This window comes from Streptomyces sp. NPDC015661, assembly GCF_043077765.1.
Taxonomy (GTDB): domain Bacteria; phylum Actinomycetota; class Actinomycetes; order Streptomycetales; family Streptomycetaceae; genus Streptomyces.
This window is the reverse complement of sequence record NZ_JBIBST010000017.1, coordinates 44,366-66,421: the sequence shown is the minus strand read 5'-3', so window position 1 is coordinate 66,421 and position 22,056 is coordinate 44,366. Positions and strand designations below refer to the sequence as shown.

Below are 22,056 nucleotides of genomic sequence, written 5' to 3'. Positions count from 1 at the left end.
CGTGAAACGTACTCCCGTCGTCTTCATCCATGGGGCGTGGCTGCACGCGCTCTGCTGGGAGTCGTGGGCAGAGCGCTTCGCCGCCCGGGGGTTCCTCGCCCTCGCGCCCGGATGGCCGGGGGAGGCCGCTGTCGCCCCGGACGTGCGCGAGTCCCCGGACGCGCTCGGCCGGATCGGCCTGGACCTGCTCACGGACCACTACGCCGACATCGTGCGTTCCTTCGATACGGCCCCGGTGATCGTCGGCCACTCCGTCGGCGGTCTCATCGCGCAGCACCTGATCGCCGCCGATGTCGGCCGAGCCGCCGTGGCCATCGCACCCGCCCCGATCAACGACGTCCCGCTGCCGGCATCCCGCTCCGGGCTGGTGCCCTCGCCCGGCCAGGACCTTGCCGGGCAGCTGGTGTCCCTGTCGCCGGAGCAGTTCCACCACCTCTTCGCGAACACGGTCGGCGCGGAGGAGTCCGACCGGCTCTACGAGCGCTACGTGGTGCCGGCACCACGCCGGCTGCTCGCCGACCTCGGGTGCGCGGGAGCGACCCGCAGCCCCCGCGCCGTGGCGGACGTCGGCAACGCGGGACGCGGCCCGCTCCTGCTGATCTCCGGGCAGGAGGACAGACTCGTACCGGACGCGGCCACGCGCGCGGTGTACAAGCAGTACGGCGACACCACCGCCGTGACCGACCTGAAGCAGTTCGCGGACCGGGCCCACTCGCTGGTCATCGACAACGGATGGCGTGCCGTCGCCGACTACGTGCTCGCTTGGCTCGACGAACACGGCATCCACGCCGATCCGGCGGTGAACTGACCGTCATGCGTTCTGGCCGTCGGGGATCCTTCCCAGGGCGTCGCGCAGGGCGGCGCGGGTGGTGATGCCGAGTTTCGGGAACACGCGGTAGAGGTGGGAACTGACGGTGCGCGGCGAGAGGTGCAGGCGTTCGCCGATCTCCTTGTTCGTCAGACCGCCGGCGGCGAGGTCCGCGATGCGGCGCTCCTGCCAGGTGAGGGCCGCGAGGTGCGCCGAGGAAGCCGGGGTGGACGCGCCGGAGGCGCGGAGTTCGGCGCGGGCGCGTTCGGTCCAGGCGGGTGCGCCGAGCCGCTCGAAGGTGTCCGCCGCCAGGGTGAGCGACAGCCGTGCCGACTTCCTTCCCTGGGTGTGGCGGAGGCGGGTGCCGTGGGCGAGGCGGATGCGGGCGAGTTCGAAGGGGAAGGCGGCGGCGGTGGGGTGGGTTTCGGCGTGGTGGAAGTGGTGGTCGGCTTCGGCGGGGTCGGTGGCGGTCATGGCGAGGGCGCCGTGGGTGAGGAGGGCGAGGCGGGGGGAGACGTCGGGGAGGCGGGCTTGCTGTGCGGCGAGGGCGTGTTGACGGGCCTGTTCGGTGCGGCCGGTGTGGAGGGCCGCTTCGACGAGGTCGAGGAGGGTGCGGGTGGCTTGATGGGTGTACGGGGTGAAGGTGCCCGGGGGTGTGATGCCGATGGCGTGGAGGTAGGCGGCCTCGTAGTCGCCCTCGGCGAGGGCGGCGGTGGTGCCGATGGCGTCGGCGATCTGGGTGAGGAAGCCGATGCCGCGGGGACGGGCCCAGGTGTCGACGGTGGACTGGAGCTCCCGGGCGCGCTGCGTCTGGCCGCGCATCGCGGCCAGCAGCCCCAGATACGCCCGCGTGTGATGGGCGAACAGCACGTGCTGGTGCGAGGTCGTCAGCTCAAGGACCCGCTGTCCCGTCCGTTCGGCCTCCTCCCACTCACCGACGGCCATCTGGTCGAGCATGATGAGGTGCAGCATGGTCATGCCGGAAGCCATGGCTCCGGTCTCCACCTCGCGGTCGACGGTGCGCTGCAGATGAGGCCGGTACTGGCTGAGGCTGTCCACGTGGTAGGCGGCGGCGGAGAGCCGGCTGATGTCCCACGGTTCGAGGTTGCGGAGCTCGGCGAAGGCGCGTTCCACCCGCTCGTGCACACCGGCGCCGCGACGTACCACGTCGCCCCACGCGTCCTGGTAGATGCGGGAGTTCGGGGGGACCAGGTCGCCGAGCGAGTCGAGCAGCTCATGAGCCCGCTCCCAGGACGCCTCGTCGCTCGCGTACTGGTTGATCGCAAGCAGCAGGTTGATCAGACGGGTGAGCCCCTCGTTCGGCTCTGCCGAGCTGCTGCTACGGATGTTCGCGACGGCCCCCACGCCGCTGTCGCGGATGTTTTCGACGGCCGCCACGTCGCTGTCGCGGAAGTTCTCGGTGGCCGCCACGTCGCTGTCGCGGATACGCTCGATGGCCGCCACGACCTGGCGTCGTGAGGAGCGCAGATCCCCGTCCTCGTACATGGCGGCATAGGCCGTCGCGACCACCGAGGCGGGAGACTCGTCCCTGCCGGACATGGTGTCGGAGCCCATCAGTTGCTGGGCCCGGTTGAGCAGGCCGGCCTGACCGGCGATGAACGAGGCACTGCCCAGCCGCCGGGAGCGTTCCTCGTGGCTCTCGCTCAGTTCCGCGGCCCGGGTCAGCCAGGCCACCGCGGCCTGCGAGCCACCGCGTCGGGTTGCGGAGTCGGCCGCCGCCTCCAACACGGCCGCGACCTGTTCGTCCGGGTCGACCGTGGAGGCCGCCAGGTGCATGCCCCGCCGCTCCAGGTCCTCGTGGTGCACACGGGCAAGGACCGCGTGGGCGGCCCGGCGCTCGTTGGGCGTGGCCGTCTGCACCACAGTGGAACGCACCAGGGGGTGCCGGAAGACGAAGTCGCCGCTGATCGGGTCGATGTCCAGCAGGCCGCGGGCAGCCGCCTCATCGGCGTCCGTCATACGGTAGCGACTGCCACGGACACGGCGGACCGCCGTGCCTGCCGCGACACCGTCCAGAGCACCACGCAACAGCTCCTGGCGGACACCGTCACCGAGCCCCTCGATCCGGGCGCCGTACACCTGCTGCAGACGCAGCGGCAGGGGGACTCCGGTGTATCCGAACACCTCGTCGGAGGTGCCCGCCGCCCGGGCACTGCGTACATGCGGCGGCAGTTCCAGCAGGGCCAGCGGGTTCCCCTGGGCCTCGTCTAGGACCACGCGGCGCATCTGCGGATCCAGGCCGGGGTGGTGCCTGTCCAGGAGCTGCTCGGATGCCTTCTCCGACAGCGTGGTCACCGGCAGTTGGGGCAGTGCGGCGGTGTCGAAGCCGGAGGGCACGTCCGAGCGCAGGCCGACGACGAGCTTCACCGAGCTGCCGGAGAGCCGCCGCCCCACGAACCCGCACACCTCGGTGCTCCATCGGTCGAACCACTGGCCGTCGTCGAGCACCAGCACCATGGGCTTCTGCGACGTCGCGAGCGAGAACAGGTCCAGGACGGCGATACCGAGGGACATGACCGAAGGCGGCGGACCCTCGTTCCTGCCGAAGACGACATCGAAGGCCCCGCGGTGACTGGCGTCCATGCCGTCGATGTGGCCGAGCAGCGGGTACAGGAACTGGTGGAGGCCGGCGAACGGCAGCTCCGACTCCGCCTCGACCCCCGCCGCTCTGATCACCCTGCGCTTCTCGGCCGCCGCGAGGCCGGCGGCGTGATCCAGCAGAGCGGTCTTGCCCACGCCTGTGTCGCCCCGTAGGACGAGAGACCGGCCCCCGGACGCCCTCACGACCTCGGACAGCATCTCCTGCTCGGGCTCTCTGCCGACCATGGTCCCGTCGATCGACTCCACCGTCCCCCACTCCCTTCATCACGCCGTGGCGATGACCCATCACGCCGTGGCGATGACCCATCACGCCGTGGCGATGACTGCCCCGCGGCGCCCCTACGGAGCCTCGGAGGTGACACCTGCACATGCGTGAGGTGCCGACCCGACCTGGCGCGGAGGCTCCCACACATGCGAGTTGTCGTCAAACATATCTCATTCATGTGTGCACATACCCTGCTGCGGAGCCACCACGGGCAGGTGTGCCCCCGTCGGCCGAGGGAATGGCTCACCGCGTCCCTGCACAAGGCCGCAACGCCGTCCACCATGTGGTCGCGTCGGCATGAGGTCGCGCACTCGCGTTGGATGGGAGCGGCGGGCGGCCCTCCCGGGTGCGCCTGATGGAGGCCGCGCCCCGGTTCTTCAGCAGGCGCGGTAGCGAGGGAGCTTCCGCTGCCCGGTGACAGGACCTCTTGGAAAGGCTCGACACGGTGACGACCGTCGCATATCAGGGTGAACCCGGATCCAACTCGGCGACCGCCGCGCGCGCCCTGTACCCCGAGAGCGTCGGTCTGCCCTGTACGGGCTTCGAGCAGGCCCTGGACGCGGTGACGCTCGGCGCCGCCGACGTCGCCGTGATCCCGGTGGACAACTCCGCTGCCGGCCGTGTCGCGGACGTGCACCACCTGCTGCCCGAGTCGGGACTGTTCATCGTCGCCGAGTACTTCCTCGCCATCCGCTTCGACCTGATGGGCGTACCCGGCACGACCCTGGAACAGGTGGAGTGCGTACGGAGCCATGTCCATGCCCTGGGGCAGTGCCGCAAACTGCTGCGGGAGGGCGGCTGGCGCACCCTCGTCAGCGACGACACGGCGGGCGCGGCGCGCGAGGTGGCCGAGCTGGGCGACCCGCGGCACGCGGCGCTCGCCCCGCCGGCCGCAGCCGCGCTCCACGGCCTCGACGTGCTGCGCTCCGGCGTCGAGGACGACCCCGACAACACCACGCGGTTCGTGGTCCTGTCCCGGGACGCCACCCCGGCACCGGACGCGGGGGAGCCGACGATGACGAGCCTGTTCTTCTGCGTGCGCAACATCCCGAGTGCGCTGTACAAGGCACTCGGCGGCTTCGCCAGCAGTGGCGTGAACCTCACCAAGATCGAGAGCTACCAGATGGGCGCGGGCCTCAACGCCAGCCGCTTCTACGTGGAGATCGAAGGACACCCCGACGAGGAGCGCGTCGCCCTCGCCCTGCACGAGCTGCGGTTCTTCTCCTCCGAGGTGCGCATCCTCGGGGTGTACCCCGCGCATCCGTACCGACTGAAGAGCTGAACGGGCGCCGCCATTCGGCCGGTGCGCCGGGGAGCCACCGCGGGCGACCCTCGTGGCGGCCGCTCCGTTGTTCGAGCGAGGGTTTCGCGCCGCCCCGGCGACAGCGGCGCGGACGGCCGACGAGTGGGCCGGCACACCGCACACGTACCTGCCGAAGACAAGGATGTCGACCCCCAGGAAGACCGACTCCGCCAGCACCCTAAGGTGTGAGCATGACTCAGCACCGCAAGGGCCTCGTCCTCGACTTCGGTGGTGTGCTCACGACACCTCTGCTGCCCGCCGCGCTCGCCTTCGAACGGCGCGCGGGACTCGCCGAGGGGACGTTGCTCACCGGTCTCTACCTGAACCCCGAGGGAATCCGCCTCACCGAGGAGCTGGAGCGCGGCAGGCTCACCCAGACGCAGTGGAACGAGGCGGCCGGAGAGCTCCTCGGCATCGCGCCGGACAACCTGATGGGCCGCATCTTCGCCGACCTGCGCCCCGAGACCTCGATGATCGCCGCGGCCGCCGCCGCGCGCCGGGCCGGAGTGAAGGTCGGCATCCTCTCCAACTCCGTCGGCCTGACCCCGTGGAACCTGTACGACGGACACGAGCTGGACGAGCTCTACGACGCGGTGGTGCTGTCCGAACTCCACGGCATGCGCAAGCCCGATCGGGAGATCTTCCTGCTCGTGCTCGATCAACTCGGCCTGACGGCAGAGGAATGCGTGTTCGTCGACGACACCGAGCAGTACCTGTCCCCGGCCGCCGAACTGGGATTCACCACGGTCCACGCGGCAGCGCCGGCACGGACGGTCGCCGCCGTGGAAGCGGCGCTCGGAATCCCCCTGACAGACATGGACCCCGAACGCGTCACCCCATGAGGAGCCATCTGCGCGACTAGGACTCGCTCTTCCGGCCTTGGGTCCCGGCACCGGACCGGCAGGCATTCCTCCGCGTCTCCCCGACGGCCCCCGAGAACACATGGACACCCGTGTTCTCGGGGGCCGTCCCTGTGTCAGGACGTGCCCAACCCCTTCAGGAGGGTGTCGACGACGATGTCCGCCGCCTGCCCGGGACTCAGCTCGGGCAGCTGGCGGGCCACCAGGTGCATGAGCTGGGGCAGCAGCGCGCTCGCCCACCCCTGCGGCAGACCGGCGCGCAGCAGACCCTCGTCGGCGGCGCGTTCGAGGAAGATGTCGACCTCGCGGACGGACATGTCGCGGCGCGCACGGACGGTGTCGTCGGCGAGCATCTGGCTGAGGTCGACGGGCCAGGTGCGGTTGACGGCGATGACGTTCTCGACGTACCGGTGCAGGGCGACGGCGACGGGTGCCTCGCGCAGCCGGGCGTCCTCGATGGCCTGCTCGACGGCCGTCAGGCGCGCTGCGTAGATGGCGGCGAGGAGTTCCTCGCGGGAGTCGAAGCGCCGGTAGACGGTACGCCGGTCCACACCCGCCTCGGCGGCGATGCTCGCCATGCTCGCACCGGGGTCGGCGGCGAGCATGCGCGCTCCGGTGGTCAGGACGGCTTCGAGGTTACGTGCTGCGTCGGCTCTCACCGCACCGAGTCTAGCCATGAAAGGGGGAACCTGAGGTCTCTACGGCCACATAGGTGTGTAGGTCCATCGAGTAAGTGCTACATTGATGTGACAGTTAAGCGCTGTAGTGTCAATGCACTGAGTCTGTTGGCTGGTGCCGCAGGTCGGGGCACGTCCGCCCCTCACTTCAGAAAGGCAACCTCGATGCCGAAGTCACAGCGGTCCTCGTCACCCCGGACGGGTGGTGTCGCCGCCGCCATGAGCGCGCTGATCCTGGCGGTCCTCCTGGCGGCCCTGGACCAGACGATCGTCTCGACGGCGCTGCCCCGGATAGCGGAGGACCTGAACGGGTTCGACGACATCGCATGGGTCAGCGCCGCCTATCTCCTCGCGTCGACGGCGGTGACGCCGCTGTGGGGCAAGCTCGGCGACATGTTCGGCCGCAAGCGCCTGTACCTGGCCTCGACCACGGTCTTCCTCATCGCCTCGGTGGCGTGCGGCCTGGCGCGGAACCTCCCCGAACTGATCGGCGCCCGCGTGCTCCAGGGCATGGGCGGCGGAGGCATGATCGTGCTGACCTTCGCCCTCGTCGGCGACATCGTCGCCCCGGCCGAACGAGGCCGGTACCAGGGCATGTTCGGCTCGGTCTACGGCGTCGCCAGCATCGTCGGACCCCTGCTGGGCGGTGTCTTCACCGACCACCTGTCCTGGCGGTGGGCCTTCCTGATCAACCTGCCCCTCGGCGCCGTCGCGCTGGTCATCGCCGCGCGAGCGCTGCCCGCCGCCGCCAGGGGAGCCACGGCACGCATCGACCACCTGGGCGCGCTGCTCCTGGCCTCGATCGCCACCGGCCTGGTCCTCATCACGTCGTTCGGTGAGCGCTGGGGCTGGGCCTCGCCGGCCATCCTCGGCCTGATCGTCGCCACCGTCGCCCTGGCCGTACTGCTGGTGCCCGTCGAGCGCCGCGCCGCCGCCCCGGTCCTGCCGCCGGTCATGTTCACCTCCCGGACCGTGGTGTTCTCCTCGCTGATCGGGTTCGTCGCCAACGCGGCCATGTTCGCCGTCCTGGTCTACCTGCCCACCTACCTCCAGATCGTCCACGGGGTCTCGGCCACCCTCTCCGGCATCCACATGCTGCCCCTCGTCGCCGGCCTGGTCGCCAGTCAGTCCCTCGCCGGACGGTGGTCGGCGCAGGCCGACCGGCTGCGCCCGATCCTGCTCGCGGGACTGCTCGCCAACCTGGCCGGACTGCTCCTGCTGGGCACGATCGGGGCGACCACCGGCACCCTCGTGCTGAGCGTCTACTTCCTGATCACCGGCGTCGGCATGGGCATGGTCCCCATGGTCGTACTGACCACCGTGCAGAACAGCGTCCCCACCGCCGACCTCGGTGCCGCCAGCGCCGTGGTCACCTTCGCCCGTTCCATCGGCGCGGCCTTCGGCGTCGCCGTCTTCGGCACCCTGCTCAACAGCGGATTCGCCGACCGCACCCGTGGCCTGCCGACCTCGGTCGGCTTCGACGCCACCCGCCCCGACACCATCGGCCGACTCCCGGGCACCCTGCGCGACACCGCGCTGGACGCCTTCGCCCACGCCACGGCGGGCGGCTACCTCTGGATCGCCCCGACGCTCGCCGTCGGCGCCCTCCTCGCCGTCTTCCTCAAGCCGGCCCGGAAGCCCGGGAAGACGACCGCCGCCCGCGACTCCGTCACCGCCGAGGAAGCGGTTCCGGCTTCCTGAACCACACGACAACACGCCCTCGACCGGCCGACGCCCGCACCGGGTGCCGGCCGTCGTCGCGGCGCGTGCGGTCAGGGGCGCCGGCACGGCGTACGGACGCGCGAGGTGAACCTGCCGACATGCGTCGACCGCGTTGGCTGAACCTTCTGGCCGGTGATCGTCGTTGGACCGGGGTAGGACGTTCGCGCACACGACGAATGAGGGAGTTGCGGTGACGGATCTCGAGGCAGCGGTCGAATCGGTGGAACAGCTCGCCACGGCATGGCGCGCCATGGTGCTCGACCGGGACGAGGAGGCGGACGTACGGGAGATGCCGGGTCTCGTCGTCCGCTGGGCCGACTCCCGCTTCGCCTTCTGGAACGCGATCACCCTGAACGACGTCGGGGCGGACGCGGCACTCCTGGAGAAGCGCCTGGGGCAGGCGGCGGACATCATGCGTTCCAAGAAGCAGCCGGGCTTCCTGTGGCTCTTCGAGGAGCTGCTGGCGGACGACGCACGCGTGGTACTGGAGGAGGCGGTACAGCGCGCGGGCCTGGCCCACGCCTTCCCCGGCACCGGCATGGCCGGCGACCTGCTGCCCATCCCCGAGCCCCACCACGCGGATCTCACCTTCGAGCGGGTGACCACCGACGAGCAGCTGCGTCACTACGCGGACATCAACTCGCGCGCCTACGGCTTCGACCTGGCGGACGGCCGCGACGGTCTGAACGGCTCCACTCTGTGGAAGCAGGACGTGTACGCCTACCTGGCCCTGCGGGACGGCGTGCCGGTCGCCTGCGCCGCCACCGTCGAGGCGCAGGGCCGCCTGTTCGTCGTACTGGTCGCGACCGACCCGGACCACCAGCGCCGGGGGTACGGCGAGGCGGTGACGCGCAAGGCGCTGTACGAGGGCGCCCGCGCCACCGGGCTGACCCGCGCGACCCTGCACGCGACCGTCGCCGGGGCACCCGTGTACCCGAGGATCGGTTTCCGGCCGAACTCACCGATGCACTTCTACGCGCTGGCGGACTGACCCGAAGCGTTCAGGGAAGGGCAGCAATCCCGTACGTTCCCGGCCGCAGTTCACCGGGCGGGGAGGACAGGCGACGGCGACCAGGGACCCCCGGGCGGCATCTCCGTCGCGCGGGACCGGATCGCGGCGGGCACGGACCGGGAGCCGGCCCACGTCGCCGGCCCCGGCGAGGTCCTACCCCGCGCCGCCGTGGCGCTTGGAGCAACAGCCCGCACGGCTGTTGCTCTCGGCAGGATGACGACCGCCGCCGGAGCCCTCTCGTCGCCCTCTGAATGTGCGGCCTCCGGTCCTGCCTGGCCCCGCATGTCCGGCAGGCCGAGGGCGCCGTCACCTGCGGCGCGTCGGGCGACCAGTCATGGCCGCAGGGCCTCCTGGCCTAGTCAAGACCTGTGGTCGGCGGCTGCTCGGCTTCGCGCTGACCTGATCGGGGTGAGTCCTCCGACCGCCGAGAGTTCGTCGTCGAGGGGCTCGGCGGTGGCCGGTGAGGTGATGAGCAGGAGTACCGAGACGTCGGGGTGATCGTCCTCGTAGAGATCGTCTTCCCCGTCGTCTCCGGGAATCGCGTTCGGCTGGACCTGGAGACGGGTCGTGTCGGCGAGGGTGGCCAGGAAGTAGACGCCGCGGTAGTCGCTCTCACGTTCGACGAAGGTCACGTCGAGCCGCTCGGCGAGCAGGTCGGCCAACTCCTCGGCCGTGTGGGTGTTCGTGCCGTAGAAGTCGAAGACGGTCATCCGGGCTTTCTCCTCAGGCCGCGTGGCTCTCGGTGCGTTCGACCAGCAGACCGTTCTCGAAGCGGGCGCCCGCGCGGACGGGCGGGAGCTCAGCTCGGTCCACAAACCGTCGCGGTGAAGGAACCCGTGCGGGAATGATTGACGCATGACCACTTGGTCGAACTCAACCCGCCCGCCTGACCGAGCCCCCTGTTGAGGATGTCATGGGCCACCCGGCGGCCCACGCATGGCCGTGCCGCTCACCAGGCCCGGACCTGGTGGGGCAGCGGGATCACCATGAACCCGCCGTACGACGCCAACTGGCACCGCTCTTCGGGATCTCGACGTCGACGGCCGACCGCATCGTCGGTGACCTCGGCCCGCGGCCGGGCCTTCCAGCCCTGCGAGCGGGTCCGCAAGGCCACCGTCCAGATCGTGAACGGGATCCTGGTGTCCACCCGCGAGCGAAGGGTCGCCGACCCGGCCGAAGAACCACCGCTCCTCGAACAATCAGCAGGTGGTCATTGACGTCGTTGTCCGCCTTGTGGTCACGGTCGGCCGGCCTCTGCCGGAAGCCGCAATGAGTGCAAGGCGTGGGGGAAAGGTGGCGCGAAGGCCACCGTCGGCAAGAAGTTGAGCGTCGTCGGCGGTTGCTCGGGGACGGGGGGACTGGTGATGCCGCATCGCCGCCGCAATGGCGAGGAGCTGCCCGCCCGGAAGGAAGCCCGCAACAACTCCCACGAACGGGTGCGCCGGATGAGGAAGCGTTGGTGCGCACCCTGATGGCCCGGCGCCTGGCACGAACCCGTCGGTCCAGGAATTGCCGGACAGCGGTGAAACACGCAACCACCCCAGCACGAGCAGCAGGCTACGCGCTCTCCAGCGCGTTGATCACGTGGTGCAATTCCTCTGGCATGACCGCGATCAGAATGTCCCCGTCGGACGACTGGCATTCCACGATCCGGGATCTCGGGTTGAAGGTCATCGCCTCACGCAGCGAGGGCGAGCGCATCCCGGTCTGCCGCAGATCGGTCGGCAGAATTGCTTCCCGCTTGCCAAGGGAAGGCCTCTACACCAGGGGACCCGCCCCAACCACCAGACGTCCGGCCCTCCAGCGAGATCCCTGGGCCGGCCATGTGAGCATGCAGGGCACCCCGGCTTCTTCCCCGACGCCGATCGCGGTCGACCTCTGCTTCCGCTTCCGGTTCATCAGCCAACCAACAAGGGTTGCAACACCTGCAAGAAACGCCAGTTCGATCACGCTCGCATTCAAGCGGGCGATGAACCGGAACGGTACACATCACCCAGCGCAGGTCCAAAGACCCTCACGAGCAAGCACTTACGCGGCCCCTCAGGTGGCGGCTTCCTGACCTTCGACGAGGGAAGTCAGGCCGTCGAGGAGTGCCGTGAGGCCGAACTCGAAGAGAGCGTCGAGGCGCAGGTCGTAGCCGTCCTCGAAGGCGCCGACCACCTTGGCGAAGGTCGGGAAGCGGCCGGATTCCACCAGTTCCTGGAGAGCGGGGGTGCGGCTGTCCATTCACTGGTCCTCCGACTGGCCCGTGGCCGCCTCGGCGTGCGCCTCCATCTCCAGGTGCACAGCCAGGCCCTGGACATGGCTGTAGAGCAGGACGTGGATGTCGAACAGCTTGGTGGGATCAAGCCCGTGGCCGTCGAGGGCTCCCAGCATCCACTCACCGTGGACCATCAGGCTGGGCACGAGCAGAGGGCGGGTGAGAGAGCCGATCTGCGCCAGCCACGGGTGCCTGCGGTAAAGGGTCCACAGCGTCCGAGCCCCCAGTTCGATGCGGGAACGCCACTCTTCGGGGGCGTCGGCGGGGTAGGACTCCTCGCCGAATGCGGTGTCCGCCATGAGCAGGATGAGGTCGTCCTTGCTGGGGACGTACCGATAGGTCGACATGGCGGCGACGCCGAGCCGTGCCGCGACGCCGCGCATGGAGAGCGCCGGCAGTCCTTCGGCGTCGGCGATGTCGATGGCCGTGCGGACGATCTGGTCGAGGTTCAGCTCCTGCTCGGGGTCCGGGGCGGGTGACGGGCGCCTGCGCGCCGACGGGGCGGGGGTGGTTCCGGCGACGACCGTGCCGATCCGGGGCCGGGCCTCTCGGTGTTCAGCGCGGACAACTTCCTCGCCCTGGACGACTGGCAGATGTGGCTGCGGGACGGCGACGTGGGCTTCGGCATCATGCCGGTACGAGGCAACACCGAACTCGGGATCGCCTTCGGGTTCGAGTCCGCCCCGCTCGCCCACGACCTCCGTGATCGCGACGCCTTGCGGCAGCTCGTCGTGGACAAGCTTGCGTCGATGCGGTGGGAGGGGCCCCGCCTGGCCGAGGCCGCCCGGAAGGCGCCGGACTTCTCTTGCGACGCGATGGCCCAGATCCGCATGGACCAGTGGTCGCGGGGCCGGGTGACCCTGATCGGAGACGCCGGCTACTGCCCTTCCCCCTCTATGGGCAGGGCACCAGCCTGGCCCTCGCGGGCGCGCACGTGCTGGCCGACTGCCTTGCCCGGGCCGGCGGCGACCACCGCATCGCGTATGACCGCTACGAGCGGCGGATGCGTCCCTTCGTCACCCTGAATCAGGCACTCGCCACCGAGAATCCCGGCGGACCTGCCTCGGAGGAATCCGCCGCGCACGCCAAGAACGCACTCTCGCTGGACAGCTGATCCCCTGGCCGGCACGGCGCTCCGAGCAGGAAGCGCTGCACCGCGCACAACCACCACCCCCCCCGCGCGCAGCGCGTGGTGTCGCCGGGGCCGGTGCCCGTCATACGGCTGCGCCCAGCACCGCGCCTCCTGGCGGTACTGGGCTGGGGCAACACGTTCCGGGCTGAGCCGGATTGGGTGGGGCTGAGCCGGGCTGGGTGGGGCTGAGCCGGGCTGGGTGGGGCTGAGCCGGGCTGGGTCGGGCGCCGTCCGCGCGTGGTCCGACGCGGGGTGCGTCAGCGGACGGTGGTGCGGGCGGCTCGCTCGATGACGTCGGCGACGAGGTGGGGGTGGGAGACGGCGACGGAGTGGGAGGCGGCGATCTCGGTGGTGTGAGCGTGGGCGCGCTGGGCCATGAAGCGCTGCACGGCGGCCGGGATGTTGAGGTCCTGGGTGGTGACGACCGCCCAGGAGGGCTTGGTCTTCCAGGCGGCGCTGGTGGCCTTCTCCACCAGCGCCGCCTGGGCGATGGGGCGCTGTGCGGCGGCCATGAGCGCGGCCTCGCCGGCGGGGACGTCCGCGGCGAACTGGTGACGGAACTTGTCCTGCTGGATGTACAGGTCGGTGGCGCTGGTGCCGTCGGCCTGCTGGTAGGTGACCGGGTCGAGGGCACCGGGGAGGGTGGAGCCCGGGTACTTGTTGGTCAGCTCCAGGGCGCTTTCGCCGGGTGCCGGGAGGAACGCGGCGACGTAGACGAGGGCCTTGACCTCGGGGTCGTCTGTGGCGGCCTGGCTGATGACGTTGCCGCCGTAGGAGTGGCCGACGAGGAGCTTGGGGCCCTTGATGTGGTCGAGGACGGTGCGCAGTGCGGCCGCGTCGGAGGCGGGACCGCGCAGCGGGTTGGCGGCGGCGACGACCGGATAGCCGTCGGCCCGCAGGTCGGCGATGACGCCGTTCCAGCTGGAGCCGTCGGCGAAGGCGCCGTGTTCCAGGACGATGGTCGGCTTGATGCGTCCGGCCGCCGCGGAGGCCTCGGCGGGCTGCGTCGCGCTGTTGGCCGTGCCGCTGAGGGCGAACGCGCCGAGCGCGATTCCCGCCGTGACCGTCGAGACCGCGCCCGTCACCAGCCGCTTGCGTCCACCCTTGATGCTCACCACGACAAAACCCCTCTCAGGTACTTCGGTAATGGGCGGGCCGGCCTTGCCGGTACGTCACCGCCCTGACTGGTGATGAATTTGCCATACTCGCGCGTCACCGGTCAAGGTGGTGACGAATGAAGTCGGACTTGCCGACAGGTGTGCGAGGCTGGACCCGCGCGAACCGACCCGGACAGAAAGGTGATGGCCATGAGTGACGTCGAGCAGAGGGCACTGCTGGCGGGTGGTTGCTTCTGGGGGATGCAGGAGTTGATCCGGTCACTTCCCGGGGTGGTACGCACCCGGGTGGGCTACAGCGGTGACGACGACAAGCCCCGCCCCACCTACCGCGATCACGGGCGGCACGCGGAGTCGATCGAGATCGTCTTCGACCCCACGGTCACCGACTACCGGGCGATCCTGGAGTACTTCTTCCAGATCCACGACCCGACCACGAAGGACCGGCAGGGCAACGACGTCGGTCTCAGCTACCGCTCCGCCATCTTCTACGTCGACGACGAGCAGCGCCGCATCGCCCAGGACACCATCGCCGACGTCGAGGCTTCCGGGCTGTGGCCGGGGTCTGTGGTGACCGAGGTGGTGCCGGCCGGTGCGTTCTGGGACGCGGAGCCGGAGCACCAGGACTACCTCCAGCGCTACCCGGACGGCTACACCTGCCACTTCCCGCGTCCGAACTGGCGGCTGCCCAGGCGAGGCGAGTCCTGAACACCGGCGCGGCCGGGGAGGGGTGCCCTCCCCGGCCGCGCCGGTGTCCGTGGGTGCCGCGGTGGCCTGACCCGTGGTGTCGGGTACGGGCTCAGAGGTGGTCGGCGTCGACGACTGCCTGGGCGAAGACGGTGGGCGCCTCCTGCGGCAGGTTGTGCCCGATGTCCGCGAGCGTGCGGTGCTCGTACGGACCGGTGAAGTGTCCGCGGTAGGAGGTGCCGTCGCCGGGCGGAGTGAAGGGGTCCAGGGCCGGGTCGAGGGTGATGGTGGGTACGGAGATGGCCGGCTGGGCGGCGAGCTGCTGCTCGTAGCGGTCGTAACGGGGTTCGCCCTCGATGAGTCCGATGCGCCAGCGGTAGTTGTAGAGGACGACGGAGGCGTAGTCGGGGTTCTCGAAGGCCTGGGCGGTGCGTCCGAAGGTGGCGTCGTCGAAGGTCCAGTTGGGGGAGACGAGGGTCCACACGTAGCGGCACAGCGCGATGCGTTCCTCGACGTTCTCCATGGCCGTCTTGCCGCGCTCGGTGGCGAAGTACCACTGGTACCACCAGTTGCGCTCGACGGCCGGGGCGGCGGGCTCCAGCTGCTTCTTTCGATCGGTGATGAGGTAACCGCCGGTGGAGACCAGGGCCTTGACGCGGTCGGGCCACAGCGCGGCGATGATGTCGGCGGTGCGCGAGCCCCAGTCGAAGCCCGCCAGGACCGCCTTGGGGATCCTCAGCGCGTCCATCAGCGCGATGATGTCGAGGGCGATGGCGGACTGCTCGGCGGTGCGCGGGGTGCGGCGGGACAGGAAACGGGTGCTGCCGTGACCGCGCAGGTAGGGAACGAAGACCCGATAGCCCAGATCGGCGAGGAGCGGGGCGACGTCGACGAAGCTGTGGATGTCGTAGGGCCAGCCGTGCAGGCAGATGACGACCGGGCCGTGGGCGGGGCCCATCTCGGCGTAACCGATGTCGAGGACGCCCGCCCTGACGTGCTTCAGCGTGGGGAATCCGGTGTGGGTGCCGGGGGTGATGGCGGGCACGGTGGGGGTGGGTGTGCCGCTCGGCCGGTCCGAGGCGGTCGCGGCGGTCGAGGCGGCCGCGTCGGCCTGCAAGCCGGTCAGCGAGACGGCGGCAGCGCCGGTGCCCAGGCCGACGGCCTTGCTGAAAGTACGCCTGTTGATCATGTGAAGTCCTCCGTCGTGCGTTTCCGGTGACCTGTCGGTGCCTGCGGAGCGGTGTGCCCCGGGCCTGGCAGCACACACTCTGGTCTGTGGTGCTTACGGAAACATCCGTCACATGACGGTGCGATGCCACGACGACGGCCGGGGTGTGTCGCACCTCGTGTGGTGTGTGCTGCACCGGCATGGCGCCGCAGGTGGCGGGCGCGTGTGACACCCCCACCCCAAGCGCACAGCCGCATCCTGTCCCAGGCGGCTGACCCGGGGAACTAGGTCATTCGACTGAGGCGACACGTATGCGCGCCTGGGTCGGCCGCGCGCGGTCCAGGAGCGAGCGGCCGGCGGACGTCGACCGACCGAGCGGTGGAAGTGACTCGGGAGTCGTTCGCGGCCGGTGTGTGGCGTGCTACGCCGCCGGCTGAGCGGATCGCGCGGTTGATCTCGCTCGAGAACGGCCCGGCGCTCTGGTTCACGCGTGCCGGAAAGCCGCGCCTGACCCGGAGTCGTTGAAGGTAAGCGATCCCACCGACCCGGAGACCTGCATCGGCCCGATGATCCGCCCCGACCAGCAGGCGCGGTGCGCACGTACATATGGATCGGAGTCGAGGAGGGTGCCCGCCTCGTCACGGGGGCCCGCAGATCCCCAAGGGGCGGTGTCTGGTCCGCCGACGAAGGGCACGCCCTGGACGGCGCCGGGCCGCCCGGCGCCCGGAGCCTCCGCACCGGCACCGGCACCGGCACCACCACGGTCAACGGTGCAGCAGTCGCGTTCGACGGGCAGTTCGACGGGCAGTTCGACGGGCCGTTCGGCGGGCTGTTCGACGGGCTGTTCGACGGCGTCGAGGTCAGCGGAATCAGCCGCGAGTACGGCGCGGCGGTCCTCGGCAGGTACACCGCGTACAAGACCGTCACCGTCTGACCCGCGGCCGACACCGCCGCCTGCCGTACGACTCCGCTCAGAGCACCGCGTTGTCGGCGGCACCCGGGAAGTCCGTGCTGAACGCGAGCTTCGCACCGGCCTCGAACTCGGCCCGCAACTGGTCGAGCTTGACGCCGATGCGTCGCTGGGCATCGCTGCCCAGGACGACCCAGTGACGGGGCTCCGGCGCGTTCGCCGCTTCGTAGATCGCCTCGGCGGCCCGCTCGGGGTCACCGGGGAAGATCTCCGGGGTGAGGCCTCCCATCATCGCGCGGAAGGCGCCGGCCGTGGCGGCGTAGTCCTCGATGGCCTCGCCGGACGCCCGCGTCCGGTTCTCGATGCCGGTGCGGAAGGAACCGGGCTGGACGATCATCGCGTGCAGGCCGATGGGCTCGATCTCCTGCCACAAGGCCTCGGTGAAGCCTTCCAGTGCGAACTTGCCGGCGGAGTAGTAGCCGTTGGCGGGAAGACTGGCCAGGCCGTCCATGGAGGAGATGTTGACGACGAGGCCGTTGCGCCGCCGGCGCATGCCGGGTAGCACCGCACGCGTGAGGGCGACCGCGCCGAAGAAGTTGACCTCGAAGAGCAGGCGGTAGTCGTCCTCCTCCTGCTCTTCCAGGGCGCCGACGAAGTCGATGGCGGCGTTGTTGACCAGGACGTCGATGCCACCGAAGCGCTCTTCGGCGGCACGCACCGCGGCCGCGCGGTCCGCGGGCTCGGTGACGTCAAGCTTGACGGCCAGCGCGGTCTGCGGATGGCGGGCGGCCAGTTCGGTGGTGGCCCGCGTCGAGGCAGCCGTTGCCACCACGTGGCCGCCCTGTGCCAGCACGTGTTCGGCGAGGGCCTTGCCGAGTCCGCTGGAGGCGCCGGTGATGAGCCAGGTCTTGCGAGACATGACGGGATCTCCTTCAGATCGAGGAAGACGGGGAGCGGGGTGCGGGGGGGCGGGGGAGGTGGGACAAGCCGGAGGAAGACGGGGAAGAGGGGGTGGGGGAGGAGACGGGGGAGGAGACGGGGGAGAACGGGAGAGAGCCCCCGGAACGTCCAGGAGCACGTCCTTGGCGGCGTACCTACACCGGGAAGTCCGCGGCGCGGCTGGCCTCGGCCCACTTCCTCGTCTCAGCGGCGCGTGCCTCGTCGGCTTCCAGGGCCATGCTCACGGCCTGGGCGCCGAGCAGAAGCCGACGCGGCGGGTCGTCGTCGCGGACGACGTCGATGATGACCTTGGCGGCGCGGGCCGGGTCGCCGGGCTGCGTACCGTCGTTCTCCGCCCGGTACTTGTTCATGACGCCGACGGTCTCCTCGTAGTCGGGACCCACGGCGTGCAATTCCATGGACGAGCCCTGCCAGTCCGTCCGGAAGGCGCCCGGCTCGACGATGACGACCTTGATCCCGAAAGGCGCCACCTCGTGGGCCAGGACCTCGGAGAAGCCCTCTACGGCGAACTTAGCGCTCTGGTAGGCGCCCATGCCCGGAGTGCCCCCGACCCGGCCGCCGAGCGAGGAGAACTGCACGAACGTCCCCGAGCGCTGCCTGCGCAGTACGGGAAGTGCGGCTCGGCTGACGTTGACGACCCCGAAGAAGTTCGCCTCGAACTGGGCGCGGAAGTCGTCCTCCGCCATCTCCTCGATGGGGGCGCTGTTCGCGTATCCGGCGTTGTTCACCACCACGTCGAGACGCCCGAATGCCTGGACGGCCACGCGCACCGCGTCCGCGGCCGCGACGGTGTCGGTGACGTCCAAGGCCACCGCGCGCACCCGGTCGCCGTGACGCGAGACCAGGTCGTCCAGCTGCTCCGGACGGCGCGCGGTCGCCACCAGCTGGTGGCCGGCCTCCAGAACGGCTTCCGCCAGGGCACGCCCGAAGCCCCGGGACGCGCCGGTGATCAACCATGTGGGAGTCATTCGTGTCCTCCGTCGGTTATGGAAGGAATCGGATGAATCTCAGTGTTGTCGCATACCCGCAGGTGGGCGACAGTCGATTGACTGCCGCTCGCTCGCACACCGGCTGCCGATGTACGTCATGGGACGCATACGTCGTCGGCTGCGCGCGCCGCATCGCACCGTTCGACCCGACGGATAGGGCTCACACGTATGCATCACCGAGGCGGGGTTGCGCCGCCCTGTAGGCCGGGGACTCTCACGTGCGTCACCACCTTGACAGGTGACGATTGAGAGTGCAGTCTGATAGTCGTCCCCGGCAACCAAGAGGACGCCATCCACGAACGACCGGCGAAGTGGAGAAGGGCCATGGACAAGGAACTCGCCAGCGACACCGCTGCCGCGGCAGCACGGCAGGCGCGCTACGGCAGGCTTCCCGAGCGCATTCGCTTCGAGGAGATGACCGAGGAAGCCGAGACGGCGCCGAGCGGCGGGGGCGCTTCGTACAACCCCGAAGGCTCGTGGAAGTACTACTCGTGCCTGGCCCTCGACCTGGGGCTGTAGCCCTCGAACGGCGCTCGGTCCGGCCCGCCGGGCCACGTTCAAACGGCTCCGCACCCGCGACGAGCGACGCGACCGACCTCCCTCAGAGACTGCTGGCTCTGGCCTTACGGCCGCATGTGCCTCCGCCGCGTGCGAAGCTCGTCCTGAGACGATCAGTAGAGACGTTGTTGCTGTATGAGGACCCTGATCACTGCCAAGCGTCGGTTGGTTCCCAAGCTGACGGGGCGGGTTCGATTCCCGGCACGCGCTTCATCGCGAAACCCCAGGCCAGAGACCTGGGGTTTCGCTGCTTCGACTACTCCGGCTGGTAGACGCTGATCGCGGCGGCCATGGGCTTGCCGAAGGTCATGTCACCGGACGGGATCGGGCTGCCGTCGAGGGAGAGAACCATCTTGGCCTCGTCGGGGCCGGCGCTGAGGGTGCAGGTGACCTGGTGGGCGTCGGCGCGTTCGAAGCCGAACCGCGGGTAGTAGGTGGGGTGTCCGAGGACGGTGACGGTGTGTTCGCCCAGGGCGCGGGCGGCGTCGAGGCCGGCGCGGATGAGGGTGCTCCCGATACCGGCGCGCTGGTGGGCGGGGTCGACGGAGACCGGGGCCAGGGTCAGCGCCGGAGTGGTGCCGATGCCGGCGCGGGTGAACAGGATGTGCGCGATGACGCTGCCGGTCTCGTTCTCGGCGACGAGGGAGAGTTCGGGGATCCAGCAGGTGTCGGCGCGCAGCGCGTCGACGAGGTCGGCGTCCTCGGGGGAGCCGAAGGCGGCGGTGATGACCTCGCGTACGCGGTCGGTGTCGTCGAGGGTCTCGGTCCTGATCTTCACTGCGGGAGTGTTCCGTTTCTGTGGTGGGTGAGGTGAAGTCGTGGTCAGGGGCGGGGCCGTGGTCAGGGGTGGGGCGTGGGGCGGGGAGCGGCTGCAAGTGCGCCCCGCTCGTGGCCGCCGTGCCCGCGTCACAGCATCAAGTGCGCCCCGCTCGTGGCCGCCGTGCCCGCGTCACAGCATGAGGAGGGCGCGGCCTGCGGCCTCGGGGTCGGCCAGTGGTCTGAGGGCGAGGCGGACCAGGGCGAGGGGGTTGTCGTCGCCCGCGATGCGGTTGGCACTGAGCTCGCCGCAGGAGGCGCACTGGTGGATGATCATCCACTCTCCGTCCGGGCGGACGGATATGCCCAGCGCCTCCATCCGGCCGCGGCAGTCCGCGTCGCGGTCGCCGGGGATCTTTCGGTCGACGTGCAGGCTGGCCAGGCAGTTGGGGCAGTGGTTGCGGTGCGCGGTGCCGGGTGCGTCCAGGGACACGTCGAGCCGGCAGGACGTGCACCGGAAGTCGCTTGCCCGGTGTCCGCCCTGGGTGTGCAGGACGTCCTTGTGCCGCTGCGGGCGGCGCCGCCTCCCGCGACTGCTGTGGTTGTTGCGTGACATGGCGATGCTCCTTCCGTTGCGGGCGGTCAGAGGGTTCCGAACGCTTCGAGTGGGAAGGGCGGTTGGGCCAGTGGTCGTACCGCCATGCGCATCAGGATGAGCTGGTTGTCGTCGGCGCGGACCGGGTTCGAGGTGAGCTCGTCGCAGCGCACGCAGCGGTGGATCACCCTCCAGTCACCGGTGCGGAGCACGGCGATGGCGATCGGGGGCATCCGACCCTCGCAGTCGCTCGGACCGCCCTCGACGTGGTCGAGGACGTGCCGGGAGTGCAGACAGGACGGGCAGTGGTTGCGCGGCGCGCCGTCGGCGGCGTACGCGGACACGGTCAGCCCGCACCACGCGCAGGCGAAGGTGCGCGGGCTGAAGGTGTTGGTGTTGTTGTTGGTGGTGTGGCTGGACACCCGGGTGCTCCTTGCTGGATGTGGTCAAGACAGCAAGAGCAGGCCGAGTGGCCTCGTCAGAGGGCAGCCCGATGATGCCGCAGGGCGGCGGACGGGCAGGTCATGGCACCGGAGGACACGTCCGGCAGCGGCCCGGAGAAACGGGCAGCAGAAGCGAACGGACGGTTACGCGGTACGGCGAGGCGCACTCGGCGCGGTCCGGGACATCAAACTCCCTTTTCCAGGGCGCATGGGCCCAGAACGAATCGGAACGACAGCGTCAGGCTAACAGGAGGCTTTCCGGGGGTGTCAACGCATTATTCGACGCCCCGCCGCGCGGGCACGCTCCGCTCTCACCTGCCCTGCAGCAAGCGGAGAACAGAGCCGACAGGACGGCCGAAAGCCGGCTCCGTCGGGCGTGACTGCGGGCCAGGTGCGGCAAGGACGGGCCGCTCGCGAACCTCATTCTGGAACGATGGCGATGGCGATGGCGATGGCGATGGCGATGGCGATGGCGATGGTCGTGGCTGTCTGGGCGCCGTCCGGGCCGTGGGGAGCCTGGGATAGGGAATGGGATACTTGATCATGCCTATGACTAATCCGTGGCTGGCCGGCCCCTCACCGAAGCAGCGGCTCGATCGCGAGCGGCTGGAAGAGCGAATACTCAATCTGCTGTCGTCGCAGAACATGTGCGTGCTCGCGACGGCGGGACCGGAAGGGCCGCTCGCGACGCCGGTGAGGTACTTCCACCTTGACTTCGCGGTGATGTTCTCCACAGCCGCTGGTTCACCGAAGATGAGGAACCTTGCCGCGGATCCCCGGGTATCGGTGGGGATCTTCGCTCCTCTGGTCGGGCAGGCCAGCAGCCGGGGTGCGCAGCTCTTCGGCCGGGCTCGCGTGGTGTCCGAGGCCGACGCGGATTTCGAACACTACTGGCCTGCCTTCCGCTGGCAGTCCGACCACGTCGAGCGGTCGCGCTCTCTCGACGAACCGCCGTCGGGGCCGCTCGTCGTGATTGAGGCGGAGCGGATCGTCTATACCGAGCACTGGCTGCGGCGCGAGGGGTTTGCTCCGCGTCAGTTCTGGACCCGAGCGGACACGTAGCCGGGATCCAGATGTCTGTTGGGTCCGCCCGCAGGATCTCGTCGATCAGCGGCTTGTAGCGGTCCAGTTTCGTCGCCCGCGGCGGCAGCTTCTTGCGCGGCTCAGGCCAGGCCGAGTCCAACGCCTTTGGCACCGTCCGCCACGTCACGCCG

At 70.1% G+C, this 22,056-nt stretch carries 20 protein-coding genes and 2 pseudogenes; 11 read left to right on the top strand and 11 right to left on the bottom strand.

All coding sequences use genetic code 11. From position 1 onward, the window contains the following. Position 1: 1 nt before the first annotated feature. Positions 2-808, top strand: a complete 807-nt coding sequence (locus ACF07V_RS34765; RefSeq protein ID WP_392159663.1) for an alpha/beta hydrolase — start codon at positions 2-4, stop codon at positions 806-808. 3 nt (positions 809-811) lie between these two features. Here the strand turns inward: ACF07V_RS34765 and ACF07V_RS34760 are convergent, their stop codons facing one another. Continuing rightward, a complete protein-coding gene (locus tag ACF07V_RS34760) occupies positions 812-3,655 on the bottom strand; it encodes an AAA family ATPase (protein ID WP_392159746.1) in 2,844 nt (947 codons plus the stop codon). Between the two features lie 485 nt (positions 3,656-4,140). Between ACF07V_RS34760 and ACF07V_RS34755 the strand changes: the two genes are divergently transcribed. Together ACF07V_RS34755 and ACF07V_RS34750 are read left to right on the top strand one after the other, a co-directional pair. Continuing rightward, positions 4,141-4,977: a prephenate dehydratase gene (locus tag ACF07V_RS34755; protein ID WP_392159662.1), complete on the top strand. Its 837-nt coding sequence runs from the start codon at positions 4,141-4,143 to the stop codon at positions 4,975-4,977. Positions 4,978-5,189: 212 nt separating this feature from the next. Then, positions 5,190-5,840: an HAD-IA family hydrolase gene (locus ACF07V_RS34750; RefSeq protein WP_392159661.1), complete on the top strand. Its 651-nt coding sequence runs from the start codon at positions 5,190-5,192 to the stop codon at positions 5,838-5,840. A gap of 134 nt (positions 5,841-5,974) precedes the next feature. On the opposite strand, the gene ACF07V_RS34745 is transcribed toward ACF07V_RS34750, so the two are convergent. After that, positions 5,975-6,463: a TetR/AcrR family transcriptional regulator gene (locus ACF07V_RS34745; protein WP_392159745.1), complete on the bottom strand. Its 489-nt coding sequence runs from the start codon at positions 6,461-6,463 to the stop codon at positions 5,975-5,977. A gap of 237 nt (positions 6,464-6,700) precedes the next feature. On the opposite strand from ACF07V_RS34745, the gene ACF07V_RS34740 reads away from it, so the two are divergent. Next, positions 6,701-8,236: an MDR family MFS transporter gene (locus ACF07V_RS34740; protein WP_392159660.1), complete on the top strand. Its 1,536-nt coding sequence runs from the start codon at positions 6,701-6,703 to the stop codon at positions 8,234-8,236. A gap of 271 nt (positions 8,237-8,507) precedes the next feature. Beyond that, positions 8,508-9,248, top strand: coding sequence for a GNAT family N-acetyltransferase (locus ACF07V_RS34735; protein WP_392159744.1), 741 nt, complete (start codon positions 8,508-8,510; stop codon positions 9,246-9,248). 380 nt (positions 9,249-9,628) lie between these two features. Here the strand turns inward: ACF07V_RS34735 and ACF07V_RS34730 are convergent, their stop codons facing one another. After that, entirely contained in the window at positions 9,629-9,979 is a 351-nt protein-coding gene (locus ACF07V_RS34730; RefSeq protein ID WP_392159659.1) for a hypothetical protein, read from the bottom strand. Positions 9,980-10,272: 293 nt separating this feature from the next. On the opposite strand from ACF07V_RS34730, the pseudogene ACF07V_RS34725 reads away from it, so the two are divergent. After that, positions 10,273-10,711, top strand: a pseudogene (locus tag ACF07V_RS34725) (IS5/IS1182 family transposase); the annotation flags it as partial. 598 nt (positions 10,712-11,309) lie between these two features. Here ACF07V_RS34725 and ACF07V_RS34720 read toward each other — a convergent pair. Next, positions 11,310-12,224 (bottom strand): annotated as a pseudogene (locus ACF07V_RS34720) (TetR/AcrR family transcriptional regulator). A gap of 239 nt (positions 12,225-12,463) precedes the next feature. Here ACF07V_RS34720 and ACF07V_RS34715 point away from each other — a divergent pair. Beyond that, a complete protein-coding gene (locus tag ACF07V_RS34715; RefSeq protein ID WP_392159658.1) occupies positions 12,464-12,643 on the top strand; it encodes a hypothetical protein in 180 nt (59 codons plus the stop codon). A 275-nt stretch (positions 12,644-12,918) separates the two neighbouring features. Here the strand turns inward: ACF07V_RS34715 and ACF07V_RS34710 are convergent, their stop codons facing one another. Next, a complete protein-coding gene (locus ACF07V_RS34710) occupies positions 12,919-13,779 on the bottom strand; it encodes an alpha/beta fold hydrolase (RefSeq protein ID WP_392159657.1) in 861 nt (286 codons plus the stop codon). A 189-nt stretch (positions 13,780-13,968) separates the two neighbouring features. Here ACF07V_RS34710 and msrA point away from each other — a divergent pair, with 189 nt between their 5' ends. Further along, on the top strand, positions 13,969-14,484 hold the full coding sequence (gene msrA / locus ACF07V_RS34705) for a peptide-methionine (S)-S-oxide reductase MsrA (RefSeq protein WP_392159656.1): 516 nt from the start codon (positions 13,969-13,971) through the stop codon (positions 14,482-14,484). Positions 14,485-14,575: 91 nt separating this feature from the next. On the opposite strand, the gene ACF07V_RS34700 is transcribed toward msrA, so the two are convergent. After that, positions 14,576-15,652 (bottom strand): alpha/beta fold hydrolase, encoded by a 1,077-nt coding sequence (locus ACF07V_RS34700; RefSeq protein WP_392159655.1) that lies wholly within the window; start codon positions 15,650-15,652, stop codon positions 14,576-14,578. A 571-nt stretch (positions 15,653-16,223) separates the two neighbouring features. On the opposite strand from ACF07V_RS34700, the gene ACF07V_RS34695 reads away from it, so the two are divergent. After that, positions 16,224-16,565 carry a hypothetical protein gene (locus tag ACF07V_RS34695; protein ID WP_392159654.1) on the top strand — a complete coding sequence of 114 codons (342 nt, stop codon included), beginning with the start codon at positions 16,224-16,226 and terminating at the stop codon, positions 16,563-16,565. Positions 16,566-16,602: 37 nt separating this feature from the next. Here ACF07V_RS34695 and ACF07V_RS34690 read toward each other — a convergent pair whose 3' ends face one another. Beyond that, positions 16,603-17,460, bottom strand: a complete 858-nt coding sequence (locus ACF07V_RS34690) for an SDR family NAD(P)-dependent oxidoreductase (RefSeq protein WP_392159653.1) — start codon at positions 17,458-17,460, stop codon at positions 16,603-16,605. A gap of 175 nt (positions 17,461-17,635) precedes the next feature. Next, positions 17,636-18,469 carry an oxidoreductase gene (locus tag ACF07V_RS34685; RefSeq protein WP_392159652.1) on the bottom strand — a complete coding sequence of 278 codons (834 nt, stop codon included), beginning with the start codon at positions 18,467-18,469 and terminating at the stop codon, positions 17,636-17,638. Positions 18,470-18,814: 345 nt separating this feature from the next. Between ACF07V_RS34685 and ACF07V_RS34680 the strand changes: the two genes are divergently transcribed. Continuing rightward, the gene (locus ACF07V_RS34680; protein ID WP_392159651.1) at positions 18,815-19,009 is read left to right on the top strand and encodes a hypothetical protein; all 195 of its coding nucleotides are present in this window, start codon (positions 18,815-18,817) and stop codon (positions 19,007-19,009) included. Positions 19,010-19,304: 295 nt separating this feature from the next. Here ACF07V_RS34680 and ACF07V_RS34675 read toward each other — a convergent pair whose 3' ends face one another. From ACF07V_RS34675 to ACF07V_RS34665, 3 genes are all read right to left on the bottom strand, one after another. After that, positions 19,305-19,826: a GNAT family N-acetyltransferase gene (locus tag ACF07V_RS34675; protein WP_392159650.1), complete on the bottom strand. Its 522-nt coding sequence runs from the start codon at positions 19,824-19,826 to the stop codon at positions 19,305-19,307. Between the two features lie 171 nt (positions 19,827-19,997). Then, a complete protein-coding gene (locus ACF07V_RS34670; protein WP_392159649.1) occupies positions 19,998-20,420 on the bottom strand; it encodes an RNHCP domain-containing protein in 423 nt (140 codons plus the stop codon). A gap of 26 nt (positions 20,421-20,446) precedes the next feature. Continuing rightward, positions 20,447-20,821: an RNHCP domain-containing protein gene (locus ACF07V_RS34665; RefSeq protein ID WP_392159648.1), complete on the bottom strand. Its 375-nt coding sequence runs from the start codon at positions 20,819-20,821 to the stop codon at positions 20,447-20,449. A 570-nt stretch (positions 20,822-21,391) separates the two neighbouring features. Here ACF07V_RS34665 and ACF07V_RS34660 point away from each other — a divergent pair. Then, a complete protein-coding gene (locus ACF07V_RS34660) occupies positions 21,392-21,904 on the top strand; it encodes a pyridoxamine 5'-phosphate oxidase family protein (protein ID WP_392159743.1) in 513 nt (170 codons plus the stop codon). The last annotated feature ends 152 nt before the right edge of the window (positions 21,905-22,056 follow it).